The 20,596-nt window shown below is 67.8% G+C and carries 14 protein-coding genes; 12 read left to right on the forward strand and 2 right to left on the reverse strand.

The features are described from left to right. The first annotated feature begins 52 nt into the window (after positions 1-52). The 5 genes from WDM86_12250 to WDM86_12270 are packed head-to-tail and all read left to right on the forward strand — an operon-like array spanning position 53 to position 5,617. Positions 53-1,372, forward strand: a complete 1,320-nt coding sequence (locus WDM86_12250; GenBank protein ID MEI9990801.1) for a hypothetical protein — start codon at positions 53-55, stop codon at positions 1,370-1,372. Beyond that, a complete protein-coding gene (locus WDM86_12255) occupies positions 1,365-2,294 on the forward strand; it encodes a glycosyltransferase family A protein (GenBank protein ID MEI9990802.1) in 930 nt (309 codons plus the stop codon). Before WDM86_12250 ends, WDM86_12255 begins: the two co-directional genes overlap by 8 nt. After that, complete coding sequence (locus tag WDM86_12260; protein MEI9990803.1) at positions 2,284-3,576, forward strand: O-antigen ligase family protein; 1,293 nt, start codon at positions 2,284-2,286, stop codon at positions 3,574-3,576. The genes WDM86_12255 and WDM86_12260 overlap by 11 nt, the downstream gene beginning before the upstream one ends. Beyond that, positions 3,573-4,529 (forward strand): glycosyltransferase family A protein, encoded by a 957-nt coding sequence (locus WDM86_12265; GenBank protein MEI9990804.1) that lies wholly within the window; start codon positions 3,573-3,575, stop codon positions 4,527-4,529. The genes WDM86_12260 and WDM86_12265 overlap by 4 nt, the downstream gene beginning before the upstream one ends. Then, complete coding sequence (locus WDM86_12270) at positions 4,523-5,617, forward strand: endo-1,4-beta-xylanase (GenBank protein ID MEI9990805.1); 1,095 nt, start codon at positions 4,523-4,525, stop codon at positions 5,615-5,617. The genes WDM86_12265 and WDM86_12270 overlap by 7 nt, the downstream gene beginning before the upstream one ends. Here WDM86_12270 and WDM86_12275 read toward each other — a convergent pair. Then, positions 5,614-6,837 carry an NAD(P)-binding domain-containing protein gene (locus tag WDM86_12275; GenBank protein ID MEI9990806.1) on the reverse strand — a complete coding sequence of 408 codons (1,224 nt, stop codon included), beginning with the start codon at positions 6,835-6,837 and terminating at the stop codon, positions 5,614-5,616. The two genes, WDM86_12270 and WDM86_12275, sit on opposite strands and share 4 nt — an antisense overlap. A 139-nt stretch (positions 6,838-6,976) precedes the next feature. Here WDM86_12275 and WDM86_12280 point away from each other — a divergent pair, with 139 nt between their 5' ends. The 4 genes from WDM86_12280 to WDM86_12295 all read left to right on the forward strand — a co-directional run bounded on the left by WDM86_12280 (position 6,977) and on the right by WDM86_12295 (position 11,733). Continuing rightward, complete coding sequence (locus WDM86_12280) at positions 6,977-8,176, forward strand: ATP-grasp domain-containing protein (GenBank protein MEI9990807.1); 1,200 nt, start codon at positions 6,977-6,979, stop codon at positions 8,174-8,176. A 52-nt stretch (positions 8,177-8,228) separates the two neighbouring features. Continuing rightward, entirely contained in the window at positions 8,229-10,394 is a 2,166-nt protein-coding gene (locus tag WDM86_12285; GenBank protein ID MEI9990808.1) for an exopolysaccharide transport family protein, read from the forward strand. Between the two features lie 137 nt (positions 10,395-10,531). Continuing rightward, entirely contained in the window at positions 10,532-11,101 is a 570-nt protein-coding gene (locus WDM86_12290) for an invasion associated locus B family protein (protein MEI9990809.1), read from the forward strand. Next, positions 11,101-11,733, forward strand: coding sequence for an invasion associated locus B family protein (locus WDM86_12295; GenBank protein MEI9990810.1), 633 nt, complete (start codon positions 11,101-11,103; stop codon positions 11,731-11,733). Before WDM86_12290 ends, WDM86_12295 begins: the two co-directional genes overlap by 1 nt. A gap of 41 nt (positions 11,734-11,774) precedes the next feature. On the opposite strand, the gene WDM86_12300 is transcribed toward WDM86_12295, so the two are convergent. Next, a complete protein-coding gene (locus tag WDM86_12300; protein MEI9990811.1) occupies positions 11,775-12,452 on the reverse strand; it encodes a DedA family protein in 678 nt (225 codons plus the stop codon). Between the two features lie 183 nt (positions 12,453-12,635). Between WDM86_12300 and WDM86_12305 the strand changes: the two genes are divergently transcribed. From WDM86_12305 to WDM86_12315, 3 genes are read left to right on the forward strand one after another with little or no spacing between them, the layout of a single operon-like run. Further along, a complete protein-coding gene (locus tag WDM86_12305) occupies positions 12,636-14,123 on the forward strand; it encodes an efflux RND transporter periplasmic adaptor subunit (protein MEI9990812.1) in 1,488 nt (495 codons plus the stop codon). 15 nt (positions 14,124-14,138) lie between these two features. After that, entirely contained in the window at positions 14,139-17,228 is a 3,090-nt protein-coding gene (locus tag WDM86_12310) for an MdtB/MuxB family multidrug efflux RND transporter permease subunit (GenBank protein MEI9990813.1), read from the forward strand. Next, positions 17,225-20,572: an efflux RND transporter permease subunit gene (locus tag WDM86_12315; protein ID MEI9990814.1), complete on the forward strand. Its 3,348-nt coding sequence runs from the start codon at positions 17,225-17,227 to the stop codon at positions 20,570-20,572. The genes WDM86_12310 and WDM86_12315 overlap by 4 nt, the downstream gene beginning before the upstream one ends. Positions 20,573-20,596 lie beyond the last annotated feature (24 nt).

Consider the following 20,596-nt stretch of genomic DNA (forward strand, 5'->3'; position numbering starts at 1 on the left):
GCCTCACGCTTGCAGTGGTTCGGGCAGTTGCACCAACAGAAAGCACTTGCCCGTGCAGACCGCCTCTCTCGCTCTCGATCGCTCGGTAAATCTTCTCGATACGCGCCGCCCCGCCGGTTCCTCGCCGTTCGAAAAGCTTCGCAAGACGGCGGGCCGCTACGCGCTGTCAGCGGCGGGTCCGCTCGCGATGTCGGGGGCGCATTTCCTCGGCGCGGTGCTCGTGCTGCACACGCTGTCGCCGGTGCATTTCGGTTTCTTCTCCTTCGCGATGACCATCGTGCCGTTCTGCGTCAGCGCCGCCGCCGCGCTGGTCGGCGCGCCGACCACGATCGGCATCCGCAAGCGCGGCCATGTCGACGCGGCCGAACTCGCGACCTTCCAGAAGGCCAATCTGGTTCTCGCCGTCTTCGCCTTCGCGGTGGTTGCGGCCTCGATGCTGATGAGTGGCCTGCGCCCGGGCGCGTCGCTGCTGTTCGGCCTTTATGGCGCGGCGATGAGCCTGCGCTGGCTGGGGCGCGTCCATGCCTATGCGACGGAGGCGCCGGCGCGGCCCGCTTTGTCCGATGCGCTCTACGGCACGCTGCTCGTCGCCGGCCTCGGCGCGCTCTATCTGCTCGACCGCATGACGATGACCTATATCGCCGTCGTGCTGTTCGCCGCGGCGGCGGGAAGTCTCGCCGCGTTCGACCGCGGCTTCCTCGCCCGCCAGTTCATGCCGTCGTCGCAGGGCCGCCTGGCGGACTATGCGCCGGTGTGGCGCGACCTGACGCGCTGGTCGATCCTCGGCGTTGCGGCGACGGAACTCGCGATCAACGCGCATGCCTATTTCGTGACCTTCTTCGCCGGCCCGGGTGCCTTCGCGGTGCTGGCGCTGGGCAGCCTTCTGATGCGCCCGGTCGCGGTGGTGCTCTCGGCGTTGCCCGACATGGAGCGTCCGGCCATGGCGCGGGCCATCGGCGCCGGCGATTTCGCCAGGGCCTTTCGATCCGTTAAGGAATTTCGAACTGCCGCGGCCGCAGTGTTGCTGGCCACGACCCTTTCCGCGGCGGCGCTCTTGATCTGGTTCCCTTCGCTCGTTCTCAAGCAAGGCTACGACGCCTCGTCGGCGGCCGCGATCCTGGCGATCTGGGTCGCGATCATGGCGGTGCGCGCGCTGCGCACGCCGGACGCCGTGCTGCTGCAGGCGGCCGGCGAGTTCCAGAGCCTCGCCAGGATCGGCACCAAGGCATCGCTGGTCTCGCTGGCCGCGACGCTCGCGCTCCTCTTCGCCTTCGGTCCCGTCGCTTCGCTGCTCGGCATCGTGGCCGGCGACGTCGCGATGACGGCGGGCATCTTCGCCAAGACCCGCGGCATGAGGCTCGCCCATGGCTGAGGTCACGGTCGCCATCCCGACCTTCCACCGGCCGCGCGGGCTCCAGCGCCTGCTCGACGCGCTGGCGAAGATCGAGACGACGGCATCCGTCACCGTTCTGGTCGCCGACAACGACGCGGAGAAGCACGAGGGCTTCGACCTTTGCGGCCGCATCCGCGCGCAAGGCTATCGCTGGCCGATCCGTTCGGTGATCGTGGCCGAGCGCGGCATCGCGGCGGCGCGCAATGCGCTGGTCGCCGGCGCGCTGAGCGATCCGCGCATGCAGTTCCTCGCCATGCTCGACGACGACGAATGGCCGGAGCCCTATTGGCTCGACGCGCTGCTCAAAGAGCAGGCGAAGACCGGCGCCGACGTGCTGCAAGGCTCGATCCTGTTCGACTTCGAGACGCCGCCCGGCGCCTGGGCCGCGCCGTTCGACGGCATGTCCGATGTCCGCAACGCCAGCGGGCCCGTCGACATGCTGCAGGGCGCCGGAAACCTCCTGATGACGCGCGCGGCGCTGGAAGGCCTGGCGCGTCCCTGGTTCGATCCGGCCTTCGCGCTCGGCGGCGGCGAGGATCATGACTTCTTCCTGCGGCTGAAAGCGGGTGGCGCGCGCTTCGCCTGGTCGGACGAGGGACTGGCGCATACTTTCGTGCCGGCGACGCGGACGAGCCTCAGATGGGGCCTGGCGCGGGCCTATTCCGTCGGCAATTCCGACATGCGGGTGTTCCTGAAATACGCGCCGGGCGCGGTGGCGCGCGGCAAGGAGATCGCCCGCATCGCCGGCGCGCTCTTGTTGTCGCCCATCCTCTTCGTCATCCTCGCTTTCAGCGCGAATCGCCGCGCGGATGCGTTGCGCCGCCTGTTCCGCGCCGCCGGCAAGTTCACCGCGCTGATCGGACGGCAATACAATGAGTATTCCGTGATCCATGGCGACTGAGGAACTCTCGCCCGGCCTCGCCCGCCCCAGCCTCGACACCCGCATCGCCGAGGCCGGCTTCGTCCTCGTCCTGCTGCTGATCATCGTCGGCCTGACGCCGTTCGACGCGCGCACCCCGGCGGCGATCGCGGCGCGCGACACCGCCTCGGCCCAAGGCGACATCCTGCGCCAGGTCGCGTTCCTCGGCACCTTCGCGATGATCCTGTACGGCGCGCTGCGCAAGCACGGGATCGCGGCATTCGGCGCTGTCCCGATCCTGGTCGCGCTGCTGCTCGTGTGGTGCTTCGTCACCGCGCTGTGGACCGACGAGCCCGACGTCGTGGCCCGCCGCGCCGTGCTGGCGGCGATCTTCGTGCTCTCCGTGCTGCTCGCGGTCGACACGCTGGGGACGGCGCGCACGATCGCGCTGTGGCGCGCCACCATCGCCTGCGTGATCGTCGCCGACATCGCGTCCTGTCTTGTCGTGCACAACGCCGTCCACCAGCCCGACGATCTCGAAGCGGGGCTGGCCGGCGCCTGGCGCGGCCTGCACAGCCACAAGAACATGGCCGGCTCGGTGGCGGCGAGCGCCGTCGCGATGTTCCTCTATTTCTGGCTCGAAACGCGGCGGCGGTCCGATCTTCTGCTCTGCCTCGCCTCGCTGTTCTTCCTGATCATGACGCGGTCGAAATCGTCGATGGGCCTGTTGCCGGTGGCGCTCGCCGCCGGCGCGCTCTACCGCATCGCCGCGCGCAACCTGCTCGACCGCTCCATCGCCGCGGTCGGTGCGGTCCTGCTCGTGCTCGCCTTCGGCGTCGTCGTCGCGCTGGAATGGCAGGTGATCGCCAGCTTCCTGGAGGACCCGCAGCACTTCACCGGCCGCGCCGCGATCTGGTCGGCCGAGACCGCCTTCATCCGCGACCATCCGCTGATCGGCTCGGGCTTCGGCACCTTCGGCAATACCGGCATCCGCTCGCCGATCTATCAATATGTCGGCGCCGGCTGGGTGTCGCAGATCGGCGAGGGCCATAGCGGCTATCTGGAGATGCTGGTGACGCTGGGCGGCATCGGCTTCGCCATCGGCATGGCGGGACTGATCGTGCAGCCCTTCATCCAGTTCTGGCGCCCCGGGCGCGGCAGCTATCTGGACGCGCTGCTGTTCACGCTGTTCGTGTTCGACGTGCTGCACAATTTCATGGAATCGGATTTCGTCCAGGTCACCTCGGCGCAATGGGGCCAGATGCTGATGGTGATCGCGCTCCTGCGCGTCACCGCGCGCGAGGCGAAGGAGACGCTGGCATGACGCCGTTCTTCTCCGTGGTGATCCCGGTGTTCAACCGGGCGGATGTGCTGGGCGCGGCGCTGTCCTCCGTGCTGGCGCAGGGCGAGCAGGATTTCGAGATCGTCGTGGTCGATGACGGCTCGGCGGACGATCCCAAAGCGGTGGTCGACGCCCTGGCCGATCCGCGCATCCGCCTCCTGCGCCAGGACAATCGTGGCGGCGGGGCGGCGCGCAATACGGGCATCGGCGCGGCGCGGGGGCGTTTCATCGCCTTCCTGGATTCCGACGATGTGTTCCTGCCGGGTCATCTTGCAACCATGCGCGGGCTGCTCGCGGGCACCGCGCGGACCGCCGGCTATGCCCGTATGCTGGTCGACCGTGGCGACGGGCGCACCTTTCTCAAGCCGCCGCGCGCGATCGCGCCGGGCGAGGACATGGCGCGCTATCTGCTCTGCGACCGCGGCTTCGTGCCGACGATCACCACGGTGGTGCCGGTCGATCTCGCTAAGGCGACGCTCTACAACGAGAACCTCCGCGAAGCCGAGGACACGGATTTCGCCATCCGACTCGCACTGGCCGGTTGCGCCTTCGTGATGGCCGAGGCGCCCGGGGCGGTATGGCACGACCGCTACGATCCCAGCCGCCAGTCGGCCGGGCGCAGCAGCGCGCGGATGGCGGCCTGGCTGGACGCCATGAAGCCGAGGATCCCGCGCAAGGCGTGGCTCGGCGGCCGTGGCTGGGCGGTGGCGAAGGGCGTCGCGCTGCGCCATCCGCTGCGCGCCTTGCGTTATTATCTGAGCGCGCTGGTCCATGGCTGTTACCGCCCGGGGCTGGCGGCCATCGTGTTCTTGCAGATCTTCCTGCCCGACAGCGTCTATCGCGCCGTCGCCGATCACGCGATCGGCTGGCTGCGCGTGGGCTTGCGCCCGGCGCGGGACGAGCGCGTCGCAATCCCGACCGAACGGCCATGCTGACACGCCGCGCCGCGTTGGCGGGCCTCGGCGGATCGCTGCTGGCGACGCAGGCCGCCGCTCTGCGCCCCAGCGAAGACGACACGCCGCCGCTGCGCGCGCTGGCGAGCGCGAACGGTTTGCTGTTCGGCGCGGCCAACAACACCTACTGGATGCGGGACCCTGACTTTGCGTCCGCCTTCGCCCGCGATTGCGGGATTCTCGTCCCGGAATACGAACTCAAGCGCGAGGTCACCGAACCGTCGCCGGGCGTCTACGATTTTTCCGGCGCCGATGCGCTGCGCGACGATGCGCGGGCGCGCGGCATGCTGTTTCGCGGCCATCCGCTCGTCTGGTTCGCCGCCAATCCGCCCTGGCTCGAAGCCGCCGTGGCGGCGGCGCGGGACAAGACGATCTTCACCGATTTCGTTCGCGCCGCCGTGGGACGCTATCGCGGCGAGGTGCATTCGTGGGACGTCGTCAACGAGGCCGTCGAACCCAAGGACGGCCGCGCCGATGGATTGCGCGATACCTTCTGGCTGCGCAAGTTCGGCCCGTCCTATATCGATCACGCTTTCGCGGCGGCTCGGGCGGCCGATCCGCACGCCTTGCTCGTCTACAACGAATACAGCATCGAGACCGACAGCCCCGAGCGCGACCTGCGCCGCCGCGCGACGCTCAATCTGTTGGAGGGACTGATCGCCCGTGGCGCGCCCATCGGCGCGCTCGGACTGCAAGGCCACATCACGGCCTTCGGCCCACCGGTCAATCAGAAGAAATTCGCTGCTTTCCTCGATGCGGTGCGCGCCATGGGCCTGAAGCTGCTCGTGACCGAGCACGATGTCGACGATAGCGGCGGGCCGGCCGATGCCGCGAGCCGCGACCGCGCCGTCGCCGACGCCTCGCGCCGTTATCTCGATGTCGCGCTGGACAATCCGGCGACGCTCGGTGTCCTGACCTGGGGATTATCGGACCGCTTCCTCAAGCCCGAAGGCGCGCGCGATGCGCTGCTGCGCGGCACGCCGCGCATGCTGCCCTATGATACGGCGATGCGGCCGACGCCGATGCGCGACGCGATCGCGCGGGCGTTGATGGGCGCGCGAAAGCGCTAAGCGGCCTTCCTCGTCGTCGCCGCCGCGATCCGCCGGCGCAGATGCGCGGCCAGGCGCGGTGCGGCGAATTCGGCGCCGAACATGAAGCGCAGCAGCGGGCCGAAACTATTCGCCGCCGCCAGGCCCACGAAATAAAGACCGGGCACCGAGGCCTCGAATTGATCGCTCAACACCGGCGTGCCGTCGACCTGCTCGACCCTGCCGCGCAGTTCGGCGTCGAGGAAGGGCAGGCGGGCGAGGTCGGGCTTGTAGCCGGTCGCTGCCACGACGTGGTCGGCGAGGAGCGTGCTCGTGGCGCCCTGGTCGTCTGTGAGATCGAGCGCGACGCGGCCGTCGGCCAGCCGCGCGCCTTGCAAGGTGACGCCGAGCGCCTTGGGGATCGTTCCCTCGACCTTGTCGCGCGTGAACCAGCCCGGCGCGGGGCCGAGATGGCGGCGGGTGACTTCCAGGCGCAGCGCCTTGGGCAGGCGATGAAAGAGGAGCGGCGCGTTCACGCAGAAGAAAGAGCGCCAGCCCGGCCCGATGCCGGTATCGGGCTTCTGGATCTGGCCGATGATGGTGGGCTCTTCGTCGCCCGGCGCGATGTGATAGGCGATCGTCTTGCTGCGCGCGACGATCTTCACGCGGGCGCCGGCCTCGTGGAAGCAGAGGGCGGTGTCGATGGCCGAGGCGCCGGCGCCGAGCACCACGACATCCTTGCCGCGGAACCGTTCCGCCGTCTTGTGGTCGAAGGAATGCGAGACGTGGCTCGCGGGAAGCTGCTTCAGCTCCTCCGGCAGCGATTTGAACCAGGTGATGCCGACGGCCATCACCACGCGCCTGGCATGCACCACCGCGCCGCTCTCGAGCGTCAGCGTGTAGCCCTTTTCGCCGCGCAGGAGGTTGATGACGTTGAGCCGTTCCAGAGTCGGCACGTATGTCCTGGTGAACCAGTCGGCATAGGCGATGAAATCCTCGAGCGCGACCGGGATCTTCTGCGCCGAATAGACCTTGCCGTTCGCCGCGCACCACGCTTCAAGCGTGGACGCCTTGTCCGGCGCCGACAGGTTGGAGGCGAAGCCTTCCGACTTCAGGCACATGCCCTTGGGCATGTGGTCGCGCCAGGTGCTCATCGGCTTGCCGAAGATGCGGAAGGAGACGCCGGCCGCCTGCAGATGGGCGGCGAGCGAAAGGCCGTAGGGGCCGGCTCCGACGATGGCAACCTCGACGCAATTCAGCATGGAGCAACATCCCCGTCCCAATTCGGGACAATTCCGATTTCGGCACGGCGAAATCCGCATTTCGCCGCATCCTGGCGGAATGTTCCAAGCCGCGTGCCATCTTCAGAATTGATTGAGGCTCGATCATTACGATTACGTCATGGGCCCGCGCATCCTTCTCAGCACGACCGTGCAATGGCCGTCCTTTGCGCGGCTGGCCGGGGCCTTTGCCGGGGTCGGCGCCGAGGTGGAGGCGCTGCTGCCGTCCGGCCATGTCGCGGGCAAGAGCCGGTTCGTGGCGCGCACGCACGCCTACGATCCTTTGTTTCCGCTCGGCGCGCTGGCGCGCGCGGTTGTGGCCGCGGCGCCCGATCTGGTCGTGCCGTGCGACGATCGCGCCCTGGCGCATCTTCTCGCCCTTCCGGGACGCCATGCGGCGCTGGTCGAGCGGTCGCTGGGACGCCTGGAGAGCTATGCGACGCTCACCGCGCGGCGCGATTTCATCGGCGCGGCGCACGCGGCCGGTATCACGGCGCCCGACACCATCCGCCTCGGCGGCGCGGCCGATTTGGAGGCCGGGCTTGCCGCCATCGGCTTTCCCGCCGTCCTGAAGGCGGATGGGAGCTGGGGCGGCGACGGCACGGCCGTCGTTCATAATCCGGCGGAGGCCCGCGCCGTCTATGAGCGGCTCGCCGCGACGCCGTCGCGCGGGCGCAGCGTGCTGCGCGCGATCCTGCGCCGCGACGCGAATTTCCTGCGCGAGGCGCTGTCGCCACCGGTCCGCACGGTCAATCTCCAGGCCTTCGTGCCGGGCAGGCCGGCCACCAGCGCCTTCGCCTGTTGGAAGGGCCGGGTGCTGGCGAGCATCCATATGGACGTGCTGGAAACGCTCTATCCGCGCGGGCCGGCCACGGTCATGCGGCGCATCGACTGTCCGCGTATGGAACAGGCGGCGGTGCAATTGGCCGAGCGGTTCGGCCTTTCCGGCCTGCACGGCCTCGATTTCGTCCGCGACGAAAAGGGGCAGCCGCACCTGATCGAGATGAATCCGCGCGCCACCCAGGCCAGCGCTTTCGCCCTCGGACCGGGCCATGACCTGGCCGCCGCGCTCGCCGGCTGCGTGACCCCGGCGGCCCGCTGGCCGAGGCCGCTGCTCACCGAAAACCCGGTGATTGCGCTCTTTCCCCAGGAATGGCGGCGCGATCCGCAAAGTCCCTGGCTCCACAGCGCCTATCCGGACGTGCCGTGGGACGATCCCGGCGTGCTGCGCGCCTGCCTGGCCCCGGGCCAGAAGCCGCCGGAACGGCGCGATCCCGAACGTTCACCGGCATTAACCCTTCGTCAGGCGGTGGGGCGGTAAATCTGGCAGTCGAAGCAAAAGGCTCGCACGCGTCGCCCGCGGCGAAAAGGGCATGTCGTTCCAGGGGATTAACCCAAACTCCGCCGCGCCCGACGCCAGCAACGGCCCGAGCCTTTCCGACATCCTGTCCGGATTGCGCGCGCGCACGGGGCTGATCCTGTGCGTGACCGCGCTCGTGGTCGCGCTCGCGGTGGTGATCGTGACGCTGCTGCCGACGCGCTACACCTCGTCGTCGGTCGTGATGCTCGACCCGCGCAAGAACACGATCGCCGATCTGTCGTCCGTGCTGACGGCGCTGCCGACCGACCCGTCCTCGATCCAGAACCAGCTCCAGGTCCTGCAGTCGCGCGACCTCGCCGCCGAGGTCATCGCCAAGCTCAAGCTCTATGACGATCCGGAATTCAACCCATCGCTGCAGCAGAGCGTCGGCGGGCTGCTGGTCTCGTCGCTCAATCCGCGCAACTGGTTCGCCGAGCGCGACGCCGCCACGGCGATCGACCCGGCGGTGCAGAAGGACGCGATCATCGACGCCTTCCTGAGCCATATGTGGTCGGAGTCGCTCGGCCTTTCGACCACCATCACCGTTTCGTTCAGCTCGCGCGACGCCAAGAAGGCGGCGCTGATCGCCGACACCGTCGCGCAGACCTATGTCGACGATCTGGTCGAAGCCAAGCTCAGCGCCTCGGAAGCGACGAGCACCTGGCTGACGCAGCGCATCCGCGAACTGGGCAGCCGGGTGGCGGCGCAGGACGCCGCGGCGCTGACCTATCGCGCCCAGCACAATCTGGATTCCAGCGCCGGCGGCACCTCGCTGATCGAGGCCCAGCTCGGCGGCATCAACGGACAGATCGTGCAGGCGCGCGCCGACCTCTCGGCCAAGGCGGCGATTTACAACCAGGTCCAGAACCTCATGAAGGCGGGCAATCCCGTCGACATCTCGCAGATCGTGGCCTCGCCCCTGATTATCCAGCTTCGCACCCAGCAGGCCGATCTGTTGCGCCAGCAATCGGCGCTCGCCATTCCCTACGGCCCCAAGCATCCCAAGCGCATCGAGGTCGACAACCAGCTCAAGGACCTGCAGCAGAAGATCGACGAGGAGGGCGCGCGCATCGCAAGCTCGCTCGCCAGCGACGTCGCGGTGGCGCGGGCGCAATTGAACTCGCTGCAAGGCAGCTTCAGCACGACGCAGCACCAGGCCTCCGGCCAGGACATGACGGCGGTGAAGCTGCGGGCCTTGCAGGCCGACGCGGATACGTCGCGCAAGCTGTACGACGCGTTCCTGGGCCGCCTTACCGCGATCCAGGATCAGGAGGGCCTGCAATATCCCGACGCGCATGTGATCAGCCGCGCCCCGGTGCCTTCGGCGCCGAGTTCGCCGCAGCGCATGCTGATCGTGTTGGCGTCGATCCCGGCCGGTCTTCTGCTCGGATGCCTCGCCGCGCTTCTTGCCATGCGCTTCGCCGGCGTGCAGCGGCCGGTGCCTGTCGTCGTCCGCCCAGCGGCGCGGCCGGTCGCGCCGGTGCCGGCTCCCATTCCCGTTCCGGTCGCCGCGCGCGCCGGACCGCCGCTGCTCGCCGACGTGCCGGGCGCGCTGGCCGAAGGCGCCGCGGATCACATCGTCGACTGGCCGGCCTCGCCCTTTGCACGCGCCATCGGGGCGCTGCTCGGGCGGGTGATGCCGAACCGCAATCTCGGGACCGGACGCATCGTCGCCGTGACGACCTCCGAATCGCCCGCCGCCGGCACCACGGTCGCGCTGGCGCTGGCGCGCGCGGCCGCGGCACGGGGCCTGCGCACCATCCTGGTCGACGGCCATCTTGCCAAACCCGTCCTGGCGGAGGCGGCCCGCATCCGTCCGCAAGCCGGCCTGCTGGAGGTGCTCGCCGGCGCCGTGCCGCTGGGCCGGGCGCTGGTCCGCGATCCGCGCTCGGACGCAATGCTGCTCGCGCTGGCCCGGCCACCGCGCGATCCCCAGGCGGCCGTCGCCTCGCCCAAAGTGGGTGAGCTCTTCGCGCATCTGCGCACCATCTGCGATCTCGCCATCGTGGCGGCGCCGTCCGTGCTCGAATCCTCCGAGGCGCCGTCGCTCGCGCGCCTGTCCGATGCCGTCGTCATGGTCGCCCATCCCGATGAGCGGCCCCGGCCCGGCCTTTCCCAGGCGCTGGCGGCGCTGGTCAAAGGGCGCTCGGCCCCGGTCGGCGTGGTGCTGGTCCGCTAGCGCGGCCATTTACCTCATCCGGAGACATGGCGGGCAATTTACACGGAAACGGCCAAGTCCGGCTTGCCCTGACCCCCTGCTTCCCGTTAAGTGCGGCCCGTTCAAAGCTATGGGGCAATCGCCATATGCCGTTTGACTTGAATAGTACTCCGTTTCGCATCGCCATCGGCGCTGTGCTTCTGATTCTCGGCCTGGTGCTCGGCTGGTTCGGCCACAAGGCGTTCAGCGCGCCGCCGGACATCCCGGTCGCGTCGCAATATGACGACTGGCGCCTGACCTGCCCCAAGCGCAGCGAGAAGGATCTTGGCTGCGAGATGCAGCTCGACGTGCCCGACGACAAGGGCCAGACCGAGCTTGCGCGCCTGCAGATTTACAAGCCGAAGAACTCCGCCACGAGCGAGATGCTGGTGACCGTGCCGTTCAACGTGCTGCTTGATCCGGGCATCGGCATCGTGTTCGGCACCGACAAGCCCAAGCTCTATCAATACGAGTATTGCGGCGGTCTGGGCTGCGTGGTGCGCGTCAAATACGACGCGGATGTCGAGAACGCGATGGTCGCCGCCAGCCAGGCGAAGATCCTGCTCGCCGGTCTGGACGGCAAGGCCGCGGCCCTGCCCTTTTCCCTCAAAGGCTTCGTGGAAGCGCACAAGGCGTTCGTGAGTGACGCCGCCAAGCGCCGTTCCTGGTGGTGGAGACTCTGGTCGTGATGTCATTCCGTTCAACGTTCGTCGGCGCGCTGGCGCTGAGCCTGCTTTCCATCGGCGCGGCGCAGGCCCAGGGCGCGCCCGCCGGCGGCGGCGCTCCGGTCCAGCCGTCCGAAACCAAGCAGTTCGGCGATTGGATGGTGCGCTGCTATCCGGTGAAGTCGCCGTCGCCCTGCGACATGTTCGAGCTTCTGGCCAACAAGCAGAACCAGCAGCGCATCCTCTCGATCTCGATCGCCTATGTGCCCAGCAGCGACAAGCACGTGATCCAGATCGCGGTGCCGCTCGGCGTGCTGATCCAGAAGGGTCTCGTGCTGTCGGCGGACACCTATACCTCGCCGATGCTGCACTACCGGCGCTGCGATCGCGGCGGCTGCTATGTCGAGATGCTGATGCAGCCCGACGCGGTGGGCGCGCTGTCGAGCGGCGGCGACGCCGGCAAGATCATCGTCTATGCCGATGCCGGCAAGGCGTTCGAGATTCCCTTCTCGCTGAAGGGCTTCAACGACGCGCATGGCGCCATGCAGGATCTCGCCCGCAAGAAGACGCAGGCCAATCCGCCGGCCGAAGCGCCGGCGCCCGCTCCGGCACCCGCCGCGCCGGCGCCCGATCAGACGCCCGCGCCTTCGCCATAGGGCTTCGTCCGGATTCTGGAACGATGGAAAGGGCGGGACGGCTAAGCCGTCCCGCCCTTTAATTTTGCCGTCAGGGATCGCAACGCCGAGCCGATGCGGTCGCGGAAGGCGATGCCGATCGCGATCGCGATGACGGCCACGGCGATCGCCGGCCAGCCGCCCAGCGAATGCCACACCGACTTGACGGCGGCCCAGCCCGCCGCGCCCAGGACGAGCAGCGACGCCGACCAGATCAGCGCCGACGTCACATTGGCGATCTGGAACGGCCAGAAGCGCATCTGCGAAATGCCGGCGACCAGCGGCACGGTGGCGCGAAACGGCCCCAGGAAGCGGCCGATGAAAATTCCCCACACCCCCCAACGGCCGAAGAACACCAGCGCGGTATCCATCTGCGCGCGATAATGCGAGATCGGCCAGGTCGAGAGGACGTGCGCCTTGAAGCGGTGACCGATCCAATAGGAGATCCAGTCGCCCAGGATGGCGCCCACCGCCGCCGCCGCCCAGACCGGGAAGTAGCTCCAGAAATCCGCATCGATGGCGCGCAGCAAGGCGCCCAGCGCGATCAGGATCGTCGTGCCCGGCACGAGGAAGGAGAGCCCGGCGAAAGATTCGCCGAAGGACACGATGAAGGCGATGGCGAAAGCCGATTCGGGATGGTGCCTGGCGAAGGCGAGCAGCCAGTCGGCCGCGTCCGAGATCCAGGCGAGGAAACCGTGCATCAAGATGAAATCCGCTTAAGGAACGCCGCGCGAGTGGGAGTGTTACAAGTTGGATATGGTGGCATTTGGGCCGCCTGTCCAACGCGGCCGCGACAGTTTCGACATATTTCGGGACTTTTCGTTTGTTAATTGACCCCTCGGCGGGGGCACTGCCAGATATCTCACGGTACAAGCGAGACAAGAATGAGTGGTCCCGGCAGCCAGAAGGGCGTTTTCAGCGTGGCGGCGGAGCAGACGGATCGGGCCTGGCGCTGGAGCGCGTCCCGCCTTCCCGGCGGCAGGACCACGCTTTGGGTGCTGCTTGGGCTTCTCCTGATCGGCCTGATCGGCTGGCGAATCTACTCCGCCGGCTCGGCCAGCCACAACACCCGCTTCGGCATGGGCGGGCCGCAGGCCGTCGGCGTGGCCACGGCCACCAATGGCGACATGGACATCACGCTCAACGCGCTCGGCACGGTGACGCCGCTCGCCACCGTGACCGTGCGGCCCCAGGTCGGCGGCCAGATCGTCAAGATCGCTTTCACCGAGGGCCAGATGGTGAAGGCCGGCGACGTCCTGATGCAGATCGATCCCGCGCCCTTCCAGGCGGCGCTCGACCAGGCCAAGGGCCAACTCGCGCGCGACGCGGCGAACCTGAACAACGCCTTGGTGGATTTGAAGCGCTTCGAAATGCTGAACCAGGCCAAGGCGATCTCGCAGCAGCAATATGCGACGCAGCAGGCGCTGGTGGACTCCGACCGCGGCGTCGTCCTGTCCGACCAGGCCAATGTGAAGAGCGCCGCGATCAATCTCGGCTATGCGCGCATAACCGCGCCGGTCGCCGGACGCGTCGGCCTGCGCCAGGTCGATCTCGGCAATGTGGTGTCGGCCGGGCAGACCAACGGCGTCGTCGTCGTGACCCAGGAGCAGCCGATCTCGGTGCTGTTCTCGCTGCCGGAGGACAACATCGCCGACGTCATGGCGCGCACCCGCTCGGGCGCGACGCTCACCGTCTATGCCTATGACCGCGGCCAGACCGTGCAGTTGGGCACCGGAACGCTCGCGACCGTCGACAACCAGATCGACACGACGACCGGCACGGTGAAGGCCCGTGCCCTGTTCGACAATTCCGACGGCAAGCTGTTTCCCAACCAATTCGTCAATGTGCGCCTGCTGGTCGATACGCGGCACGACCAGACGCTGGTGCCGGTGGCGGCGGTGCAGCGCGGCGCCGAGGGCAACTATGTCTTCGTCGTGCAGCCGGACAAGACCGTGGCGCAGCGCACCGTGACGCTCGGTCCCGGCAACGCCACGATGGTCGCGATCGCCCAGGGACTGAAGCCCGGCGACGTCGTCGTGGTCGACGGTGCCGACCGGCTGCGCGACGGCGCCGAAGTCAGCCTGCCCAACGCGCCGGCGCCCACCGCCCAGCCGAGCGTCGCGCCGGCGGGCGCCGCGGGCGGCGGCGATGCCGACCGCGCCGCGCGCCGCGCCAAGATGCAGGCCGCCCTCAAGCAATATTGCAGCGCCGATCTGGCGAAGTATTGCCCCAACGTCGCCCCGGGCCGCGAGACGATGATGTGCGTCATGCAGAATCGCGACAGCTTCAGCGACGCCTGCACGGCGGCGCTCAAGAAGCTCCGGCGCGCCGGAGGCGGCGGCCGGCACGGCGGCGGAGGCGGCGGACCCTAGACGGGACGCAGCCCCATGAATCCTTCCGCCCCCTTCGTCCTGCGTCCCGTCGCGACATCGCTTCTGATGATCGCGATTCTGCTCGTCGGCCTCGTCGGATATTCCTATCTGCCGCTGTCGGCGCTGCCGGAGGTCGACTACCCGACCATCCAGGTCCAGACCTTCCTGCCCGGCGCCTCGCCGGAAGTGATGACCTCTTCGGTCACCGCGCCGCTGGAAAAGCAGTTCGGCCAGATGCCGGGCCTCGACCAGATGTCGTCGGTCAGTTCCGCTGGCGCCTCGATCATCACGCTGCAATTCGATCTTAGCCTCAGCCTCGACATTGCCGAGCAGGAAGTGCAGGCCGCGATCAATGCCGGCGGCAATCTGTTGCCGCAGAACCTTCCGGCGCCGCCGGTCTACGCCAAGGTCAATCCGGCCGACGCGCCGATCATCACGCTGGCGATCAGCTCCCGGACGATGCCGCTGACGCAGGTGCAGGACCTCGCCGACACGCGCATCGCGCAGAAGATCTCGCAGCTTTCCGGCGTCGGCCTCGTCAGCATCGCGGGCGGCCAGCGCCCGGCGATGCGCATCCAGGCGAACCTTCAGGCGCTCGCTGCCTACGGCCTCAACATCGACGATCTGCGCACCACCATCGCCAACGCCAATTCGAACGCGCCCAAGGGCAGTTTCGACGGCGCGGCGCAGTCCTACACCATCGACGCCAACGACCAGATCCAGAGCCCACAGGACTACAAGGACATCGTCGTCGCCTACAAGAACGGCTCGCCGGTGCATCTCTCCGACGTGGCCAGCGTGGTGGAGAGCGCCGAGAACGTGAAGCTGCTGTCCTGGATGAACAAGACGCCGGCGATCCTGCTCAACGTGCAGCGCCAGCCGGGCGCCAACGTCATCGCGGTGGTGGATTCGATCAAGGCGATGCTGCCGCAGATCAAGGCGGGGCTGCCGGCCGGCGTCGACGTGACGGTGCTGACCGACCGCACCACGACGATCCGCGCCTCGGTTTCCGATGTCGAGTTCGAACTCGCCCTCGCCGTCGTGCTCGTCGTGCTGGTGATCTACCTGTTCCTGCGCAACATCCCGGCGACCTTCATCCCGAGCCTGTCGGTGCCGCTTTCGATCATCGGCACCTTCGCCGCGATGTACCTGCTCGGCTACTCGCTCAATAACCTGTCGCTGATGGCGATGACCATCGCGGCCGGCTTCGTGGTCGACGACGCCATCGTGATGATCGAGAACATCACCCGCTATCTCGAAGCCGGCGATACCCCGCTCGAAGCCGCGCTGAAAGGCTCGGGCGAGATCGGCTTCACCATCGTGTCGCTGACCGTGTCGCTGATCGCGGTGCTGATCCCGCTGCTCTTCATGCAGGAAGTCGTCGGGCGGCTGTTCCGCGAATTCGCGGTGACGCTCGCCATCACCATCCTGATCTCCGCCCTGGTCTCGCTGACCCTGGTGCCGATGCTGTGCGCCAAGCTCCTGCGCCGCCACAAGGAGCCCAAGCCGGGCTCGATCGCGGAGAAGGCGGAAGCCTATTTCAACCGCGTGATCGCCCAATACGACCGGGCGCTGCAATGGGTGCTCGACCGCCAGCCCCTGACGCTGCTGATCGCCGTCGCCACGCTGGCGCTGACGGTCGTGCTCTACATCGTGATCCCCAAGGGCTTCTTTCCGACCCAGGATACCAGCCTGGTGCAGGGCATCACCGAGGCCGGGCCTACGGTCTCGTTCGACGAGATGTCGCGCCGCCAGCAGGCGCTGGCTGCGGCGCTGCTCGAAGATCCCAATGTCGCGAGCCTCTCCTCCTTCATCGGCGTCGACGGCAACAACGCGACGCTGAACAGCGGGCGCTTCCTGATCAACCTGGTGCCGAAGGACGAGCGCTCCGACAGCATCACCGACGCGGTTTCCGGCATCCTGGACCGCGCCCGGCAGGTGGCGGGGATGTCGCTCTATCTCCAGCCGGTGCAGGACCTGACGATCGATTCCACGGTCAGCCGGGCGCAGTACCAGTTCGTGCTCGAGGACGCGAGCACGGCGACGCTGACCGGCGCGGTGCCGAAGCTGCTCCAGGCGCTGTCGGCGCGGCCGGAACTCCGGAACGTCTCGACCAGCTTCCTCGACCGCGGCCTGTCGGCGACCGTGATGGTCGACCGCGACACCGCGGCGCGCTTCGGCATCACCGCGGCGACCATCGACAACGCGCTCTACGACGCCTTCGGCCAGCGCATCATCTCGACCATCTTCACCCAGTCCAACCAGTACCGCGTGATCCTGGAGGCCGATCCGGGGATCCAGAACTCGCTGGGCTCGCTCGGCGACATCCATCTGCCTTCGGCCGGCGGCGGACAGGTGCCGCTATCGGCCTTCGCCCGCGTCGACTCCAATCCGGTGCCGCTCGAGATCGACCATCTGGGCCAGTTTCCCTCGGCCTCGATCTCCTTCGACGTCGCGCCCGGCTATTCGCTCGGCGCCGCGGTGGACGCGGTCAAGGCGGCGGAGGCCGCGGCGAACCTGCCGGCCAGCATCACGACCGTGTTCCAGGGCTCGGCGCTGGCGTTCCAGTCGGCGCTGTCCAACGAATTGCTGCTCATCCTGGCGGCGATCGTCACCGTCTATATCGTGCTCGGCGTGCTCTATGAGAGCTTCATCCATCCGATCACCATCCTTTCGACGCTGCCTTCGGCCGGCGTCGGCGCGCTGCTGGCGCTGATCGTGTCGGGCAACGATCTGGGCATCGTCTCGATCATCGGCATCATCCTGCTGATCGGCATCGTCAAGAAGAACGCCATCATGATGATCGATTTCGCGCTGGAGGCCGAACGCAACGAGGGCAAGACGCCGCGCGAGGCGATCCACCAGGCCGCGCTGCTGCGCTTCCGCCCGATCCTCATGACCACGGTCGCCGCTTTGTTCGGCGCGCTGCCGCTGATGGTCGGAAGCGGCACGGGATCGGAGCTGCGCCATCCGCTGGGCATCTCCATCGTCGGCGGGCTTCTTGTGAGTCAGCTTTTGACCTTGTTCACCACGCCGGTGATCTACATCTATTTCGACCGGCTGGGCGGCCAGATCCGCGACTGGCGCGCGAGGCGCGCGACATGAGCTTCTCCGAGACCTTCATCCGCCGGCCGATCGCCACCACGCTCCTGACCATCGGTCTGGCGCTGGCCGGCGGCGTCGCCTATTTCCTGCTCCCCGTCGAGGCGCTGCCGAACATCGACGTGCCGACGATCTCGGTGACCGCGTCCTTGCCGGGTGCCAGTCCGCAGACGGTGTCGACCAGTGTGACGACGCCGCTGGAGCGGCATCTGGGCGTCATCGCCGATGTCGACGAGATGACCTCGACCAGTTCGGTCGGCTCGGCCCGCATCACGCTGCAGTTCAATGCCAAGCGCAATATCGACGGCGCGGCGCGCGATGTGCAGGCGGCGATCAATGCGGCGCGGGCCGATCTTCCCGCCTCGCTGCGTTCCAACCCGACCTATCGCAAGGTCAATCCGGCCGACCAGCCGATCCTGATCCTATCGCTGACCTCGACCACGCTGTCGCCCGGGCAGATCTACGATTCCGCCTCGAACATCCTGCAGCAAAAGCTCTCCACGGTGGACGGCATAGGCCAGGTGCAGATCGCCGGCGGCTCGCTGCCGGCGGTGCGGGTCGAGCTCAATCCGCGCGCTTTGTTCAAATACGGCATCGGGCTGGAGGACGTGCGCGCCGCGCTGTCGGCCGCCAACGCCAACGCGCCCAAGGGCGCGGTGGAGGAAGGCACGCAGCGCTATCAGGTCTATGTCAACGACACCGCCACCAAGGCCAGCCAGTACAAGACGCTGATCGTCGCCTACCGCAATGGCGCGGCGGTCAGGCTCACCGACGTGGCGGAGGTCGACGACAGCGTCGAGGACGTGCGCAATATCGGCATGTCGAACAACCAGCCGGCCATCCTGGTGCTCCTGTTCCGCACCCCTGGCGCCAACATCATCCAGACCGTCGACAATGTGAAGGCGGTGCTGCCGCAGCTCCAGGCCGCGCTGCCGCCCTCGATCCATCTCGACATCGCGATCGACCGCACCGGCACGATCCACGATTCGCTGCGCGACGTGCAGCGCTCGATGATGGTCTCGATCCTGCTCGTGATGTTCGTCGTCTATCTCTTCCTGCGCGACGGGCGGGCCGCAATCATTCCCTCCGTCGCGGTGCCCCTGTCGCTGATCGGCACCTTCGGGGCGATGTACCTGCTCGGCTACACGCTCAACAACCTGTCGCTGATGGCGCTGACCGTCGCCACCGGCTTCGTGGTGGACGACGCCATCGTGGTGCTGGAGAACGTCTCGCGCCACATCGAAGGCGGCATGTCCCGGCTCGAGGCGACGATCGCCGGCACGCGCGAGGTCGCCTTCACCGTGCTGTCGATGAGCATCTCCCTCGTCGCCGTGTTCATCCCGATCCTGCTGATGGGCGGCATCGTGGGGCGCTATTTCAACGAGTTCGCCATGGTGCTGACCGTGGCCATCACCATCTCGCTGATCGTGTCGCTGACGACCACGCCGATGCTCTGCGCCATCCTCGACCTGCACCGGGTCGGCCGCGGCCAGGGCCCGCTGCTGCGCCTTTCGGAGCGCGCCTTCAACGCGGCGCGCGATTTCTACGCCCGCACGCTTTCGGTTGCCCTGCGGATACCGGGCTGGATCGCGCTTGTCCTGCTGGTCACGATCCTCGCCAATTTCGTCCTCTACTATTACGTGCCCAAGGGCTTCTTCCCGGACGAGGATACCGGCCAGGCGTTCGGCATGATCCGCGCCGGTCCGTCGATCTCGTTCCAGCTGATGAAGCAGAAATTCGCCCAGTTCATGAAGATCGTGAGCGAGGATCCGGCGGTCCAGGACGTCACCGGCACGATCGGCGGCGGCGGCGGCGGACCGCGCGGCGGCGCCACCAACACCGGCAGCGTCTTCGTCCAGTTGAAGCCGCTCGCCGAACGCGGCGGGCTGACGACCGATCAGGTGGTCGCGCGCATCACGCCGAAATTCTCCGCGGTCACCGGGGCGCGGCTGTTCCTGAGCGGCGGCCGCGACGTCCGCGTGGGCGGGCGGCAGAGCAGCGGGTCCTATCAGTACACGATCACCGCCGACACGCTCGAAGAGCTCGAGCAATGGCTGCCCAAGATCACCGACGCCTTCAACGACATGCCCGAGATCGACCAGGTCAATTCCGACCGCGGCGACCAGGGGCTCGAAATCGCGCTCAAGATCGACCGCTCCACCGCGGCCCGGCTCGGCGTCAGCACCTCGCAGATCGATAACACGCTCTACGACGCGTTCGGCCAGCGCCAGGTTTCGACGATCTACGAGGACATGAACCAGTATCACGTGGTCATGGAGGTGGCGCCGCAGTTCTGGCAGAGCCCCGAGACCCTCAAGGACATCTACGTCAGCACTTCCGGCGGCTCGATCAGCGGCACCCAGGCGTCCGGCGCGGTGGCCGGAACCACCATCGTCACGCCGACGGCCGGAGCGGCGGCATCCGCCACCGCCGTCGCGGCGCCGACCGCGGCCGACGTCGCCGCCGATCTGGTGCGCAACCAGCAGGCCAATGCCCTGGTCAACAGCGCGCGCGGCGGCGCCTCGACCGGCGCCTCGGTCTCGACCCGGCAGGAGACGATGATCCCGCTATCGGCGGTGGCGAGCTACGGCCCCTCGACGGCGCCGCTCGGCATCAACCACCAGGGACCTTTCGTGGTCACGACCTTCTCGTTCGAACTCGCCAAGGGCGTATCGCTCGGCCAGGCGACCGTAGCGATCCAGAAGAAGATGGCCGAGATCAAGGTGCCGGTCTCGATCCAGGGCATGTTCGCCGGCACCGCCAAGGCGTTCACCGACTCGGTCAACAGCCAGCCGGTGCTGATCCTCTCCGCCCTGATCACGATCTACATCGTGCTGGGCGTGCTTTATGAGAGCTATGTGCATCCCTTGACGATCCTCTCGACGCTGCCCTCGGCGGGCGTCGGCGCGGTGCTGGCGCTGTTCCTGTTCCATGTCGAGTTCAGCCTGATCGCCATGATCGGCGTCATCCTCCTGATCGGCATCGTGAAGAAGAATGCGATCATGATGATCGACTTCGCCATCCAGGCCGAACGGCACCAGGGACTGAGCCCGCGCGACGCGATCTACCAGGCGTGCCTGCTGCGCTTTCGGCCCATCATGATGACGAGCTTCGCCGCGATCCTGGGCGCGTTGCCGCTCGCTTTCGGCTATGGCACCGGCTCGGAGCTGCGCCAGCCGCTCGGCATCTCGATCGTCGGCGGATTGCTGCTGAGCCAGATCCTGACGCTGTACACGACGCCCGTCGTCTACCTTTACCTCGACCAGTTCCGGCGGTGGTGCAAGGTATACTGGGAGCGGTTCTACGCCTGGCTCCTGGGCGAAGCGCCGCCGATGGCGGCAAAGTGAACAACCTCTCCCGCAAGCGGGAGA

Source organism: Rhizomicrobium sp., assembly GCA_037200045.1.
Classification (GTDB): domain Bacteria; phylum Pseudomonadota; class Alphaproteobacteria; order Micropepsales; family Micropepsaceae; genus Rhizomicrobium.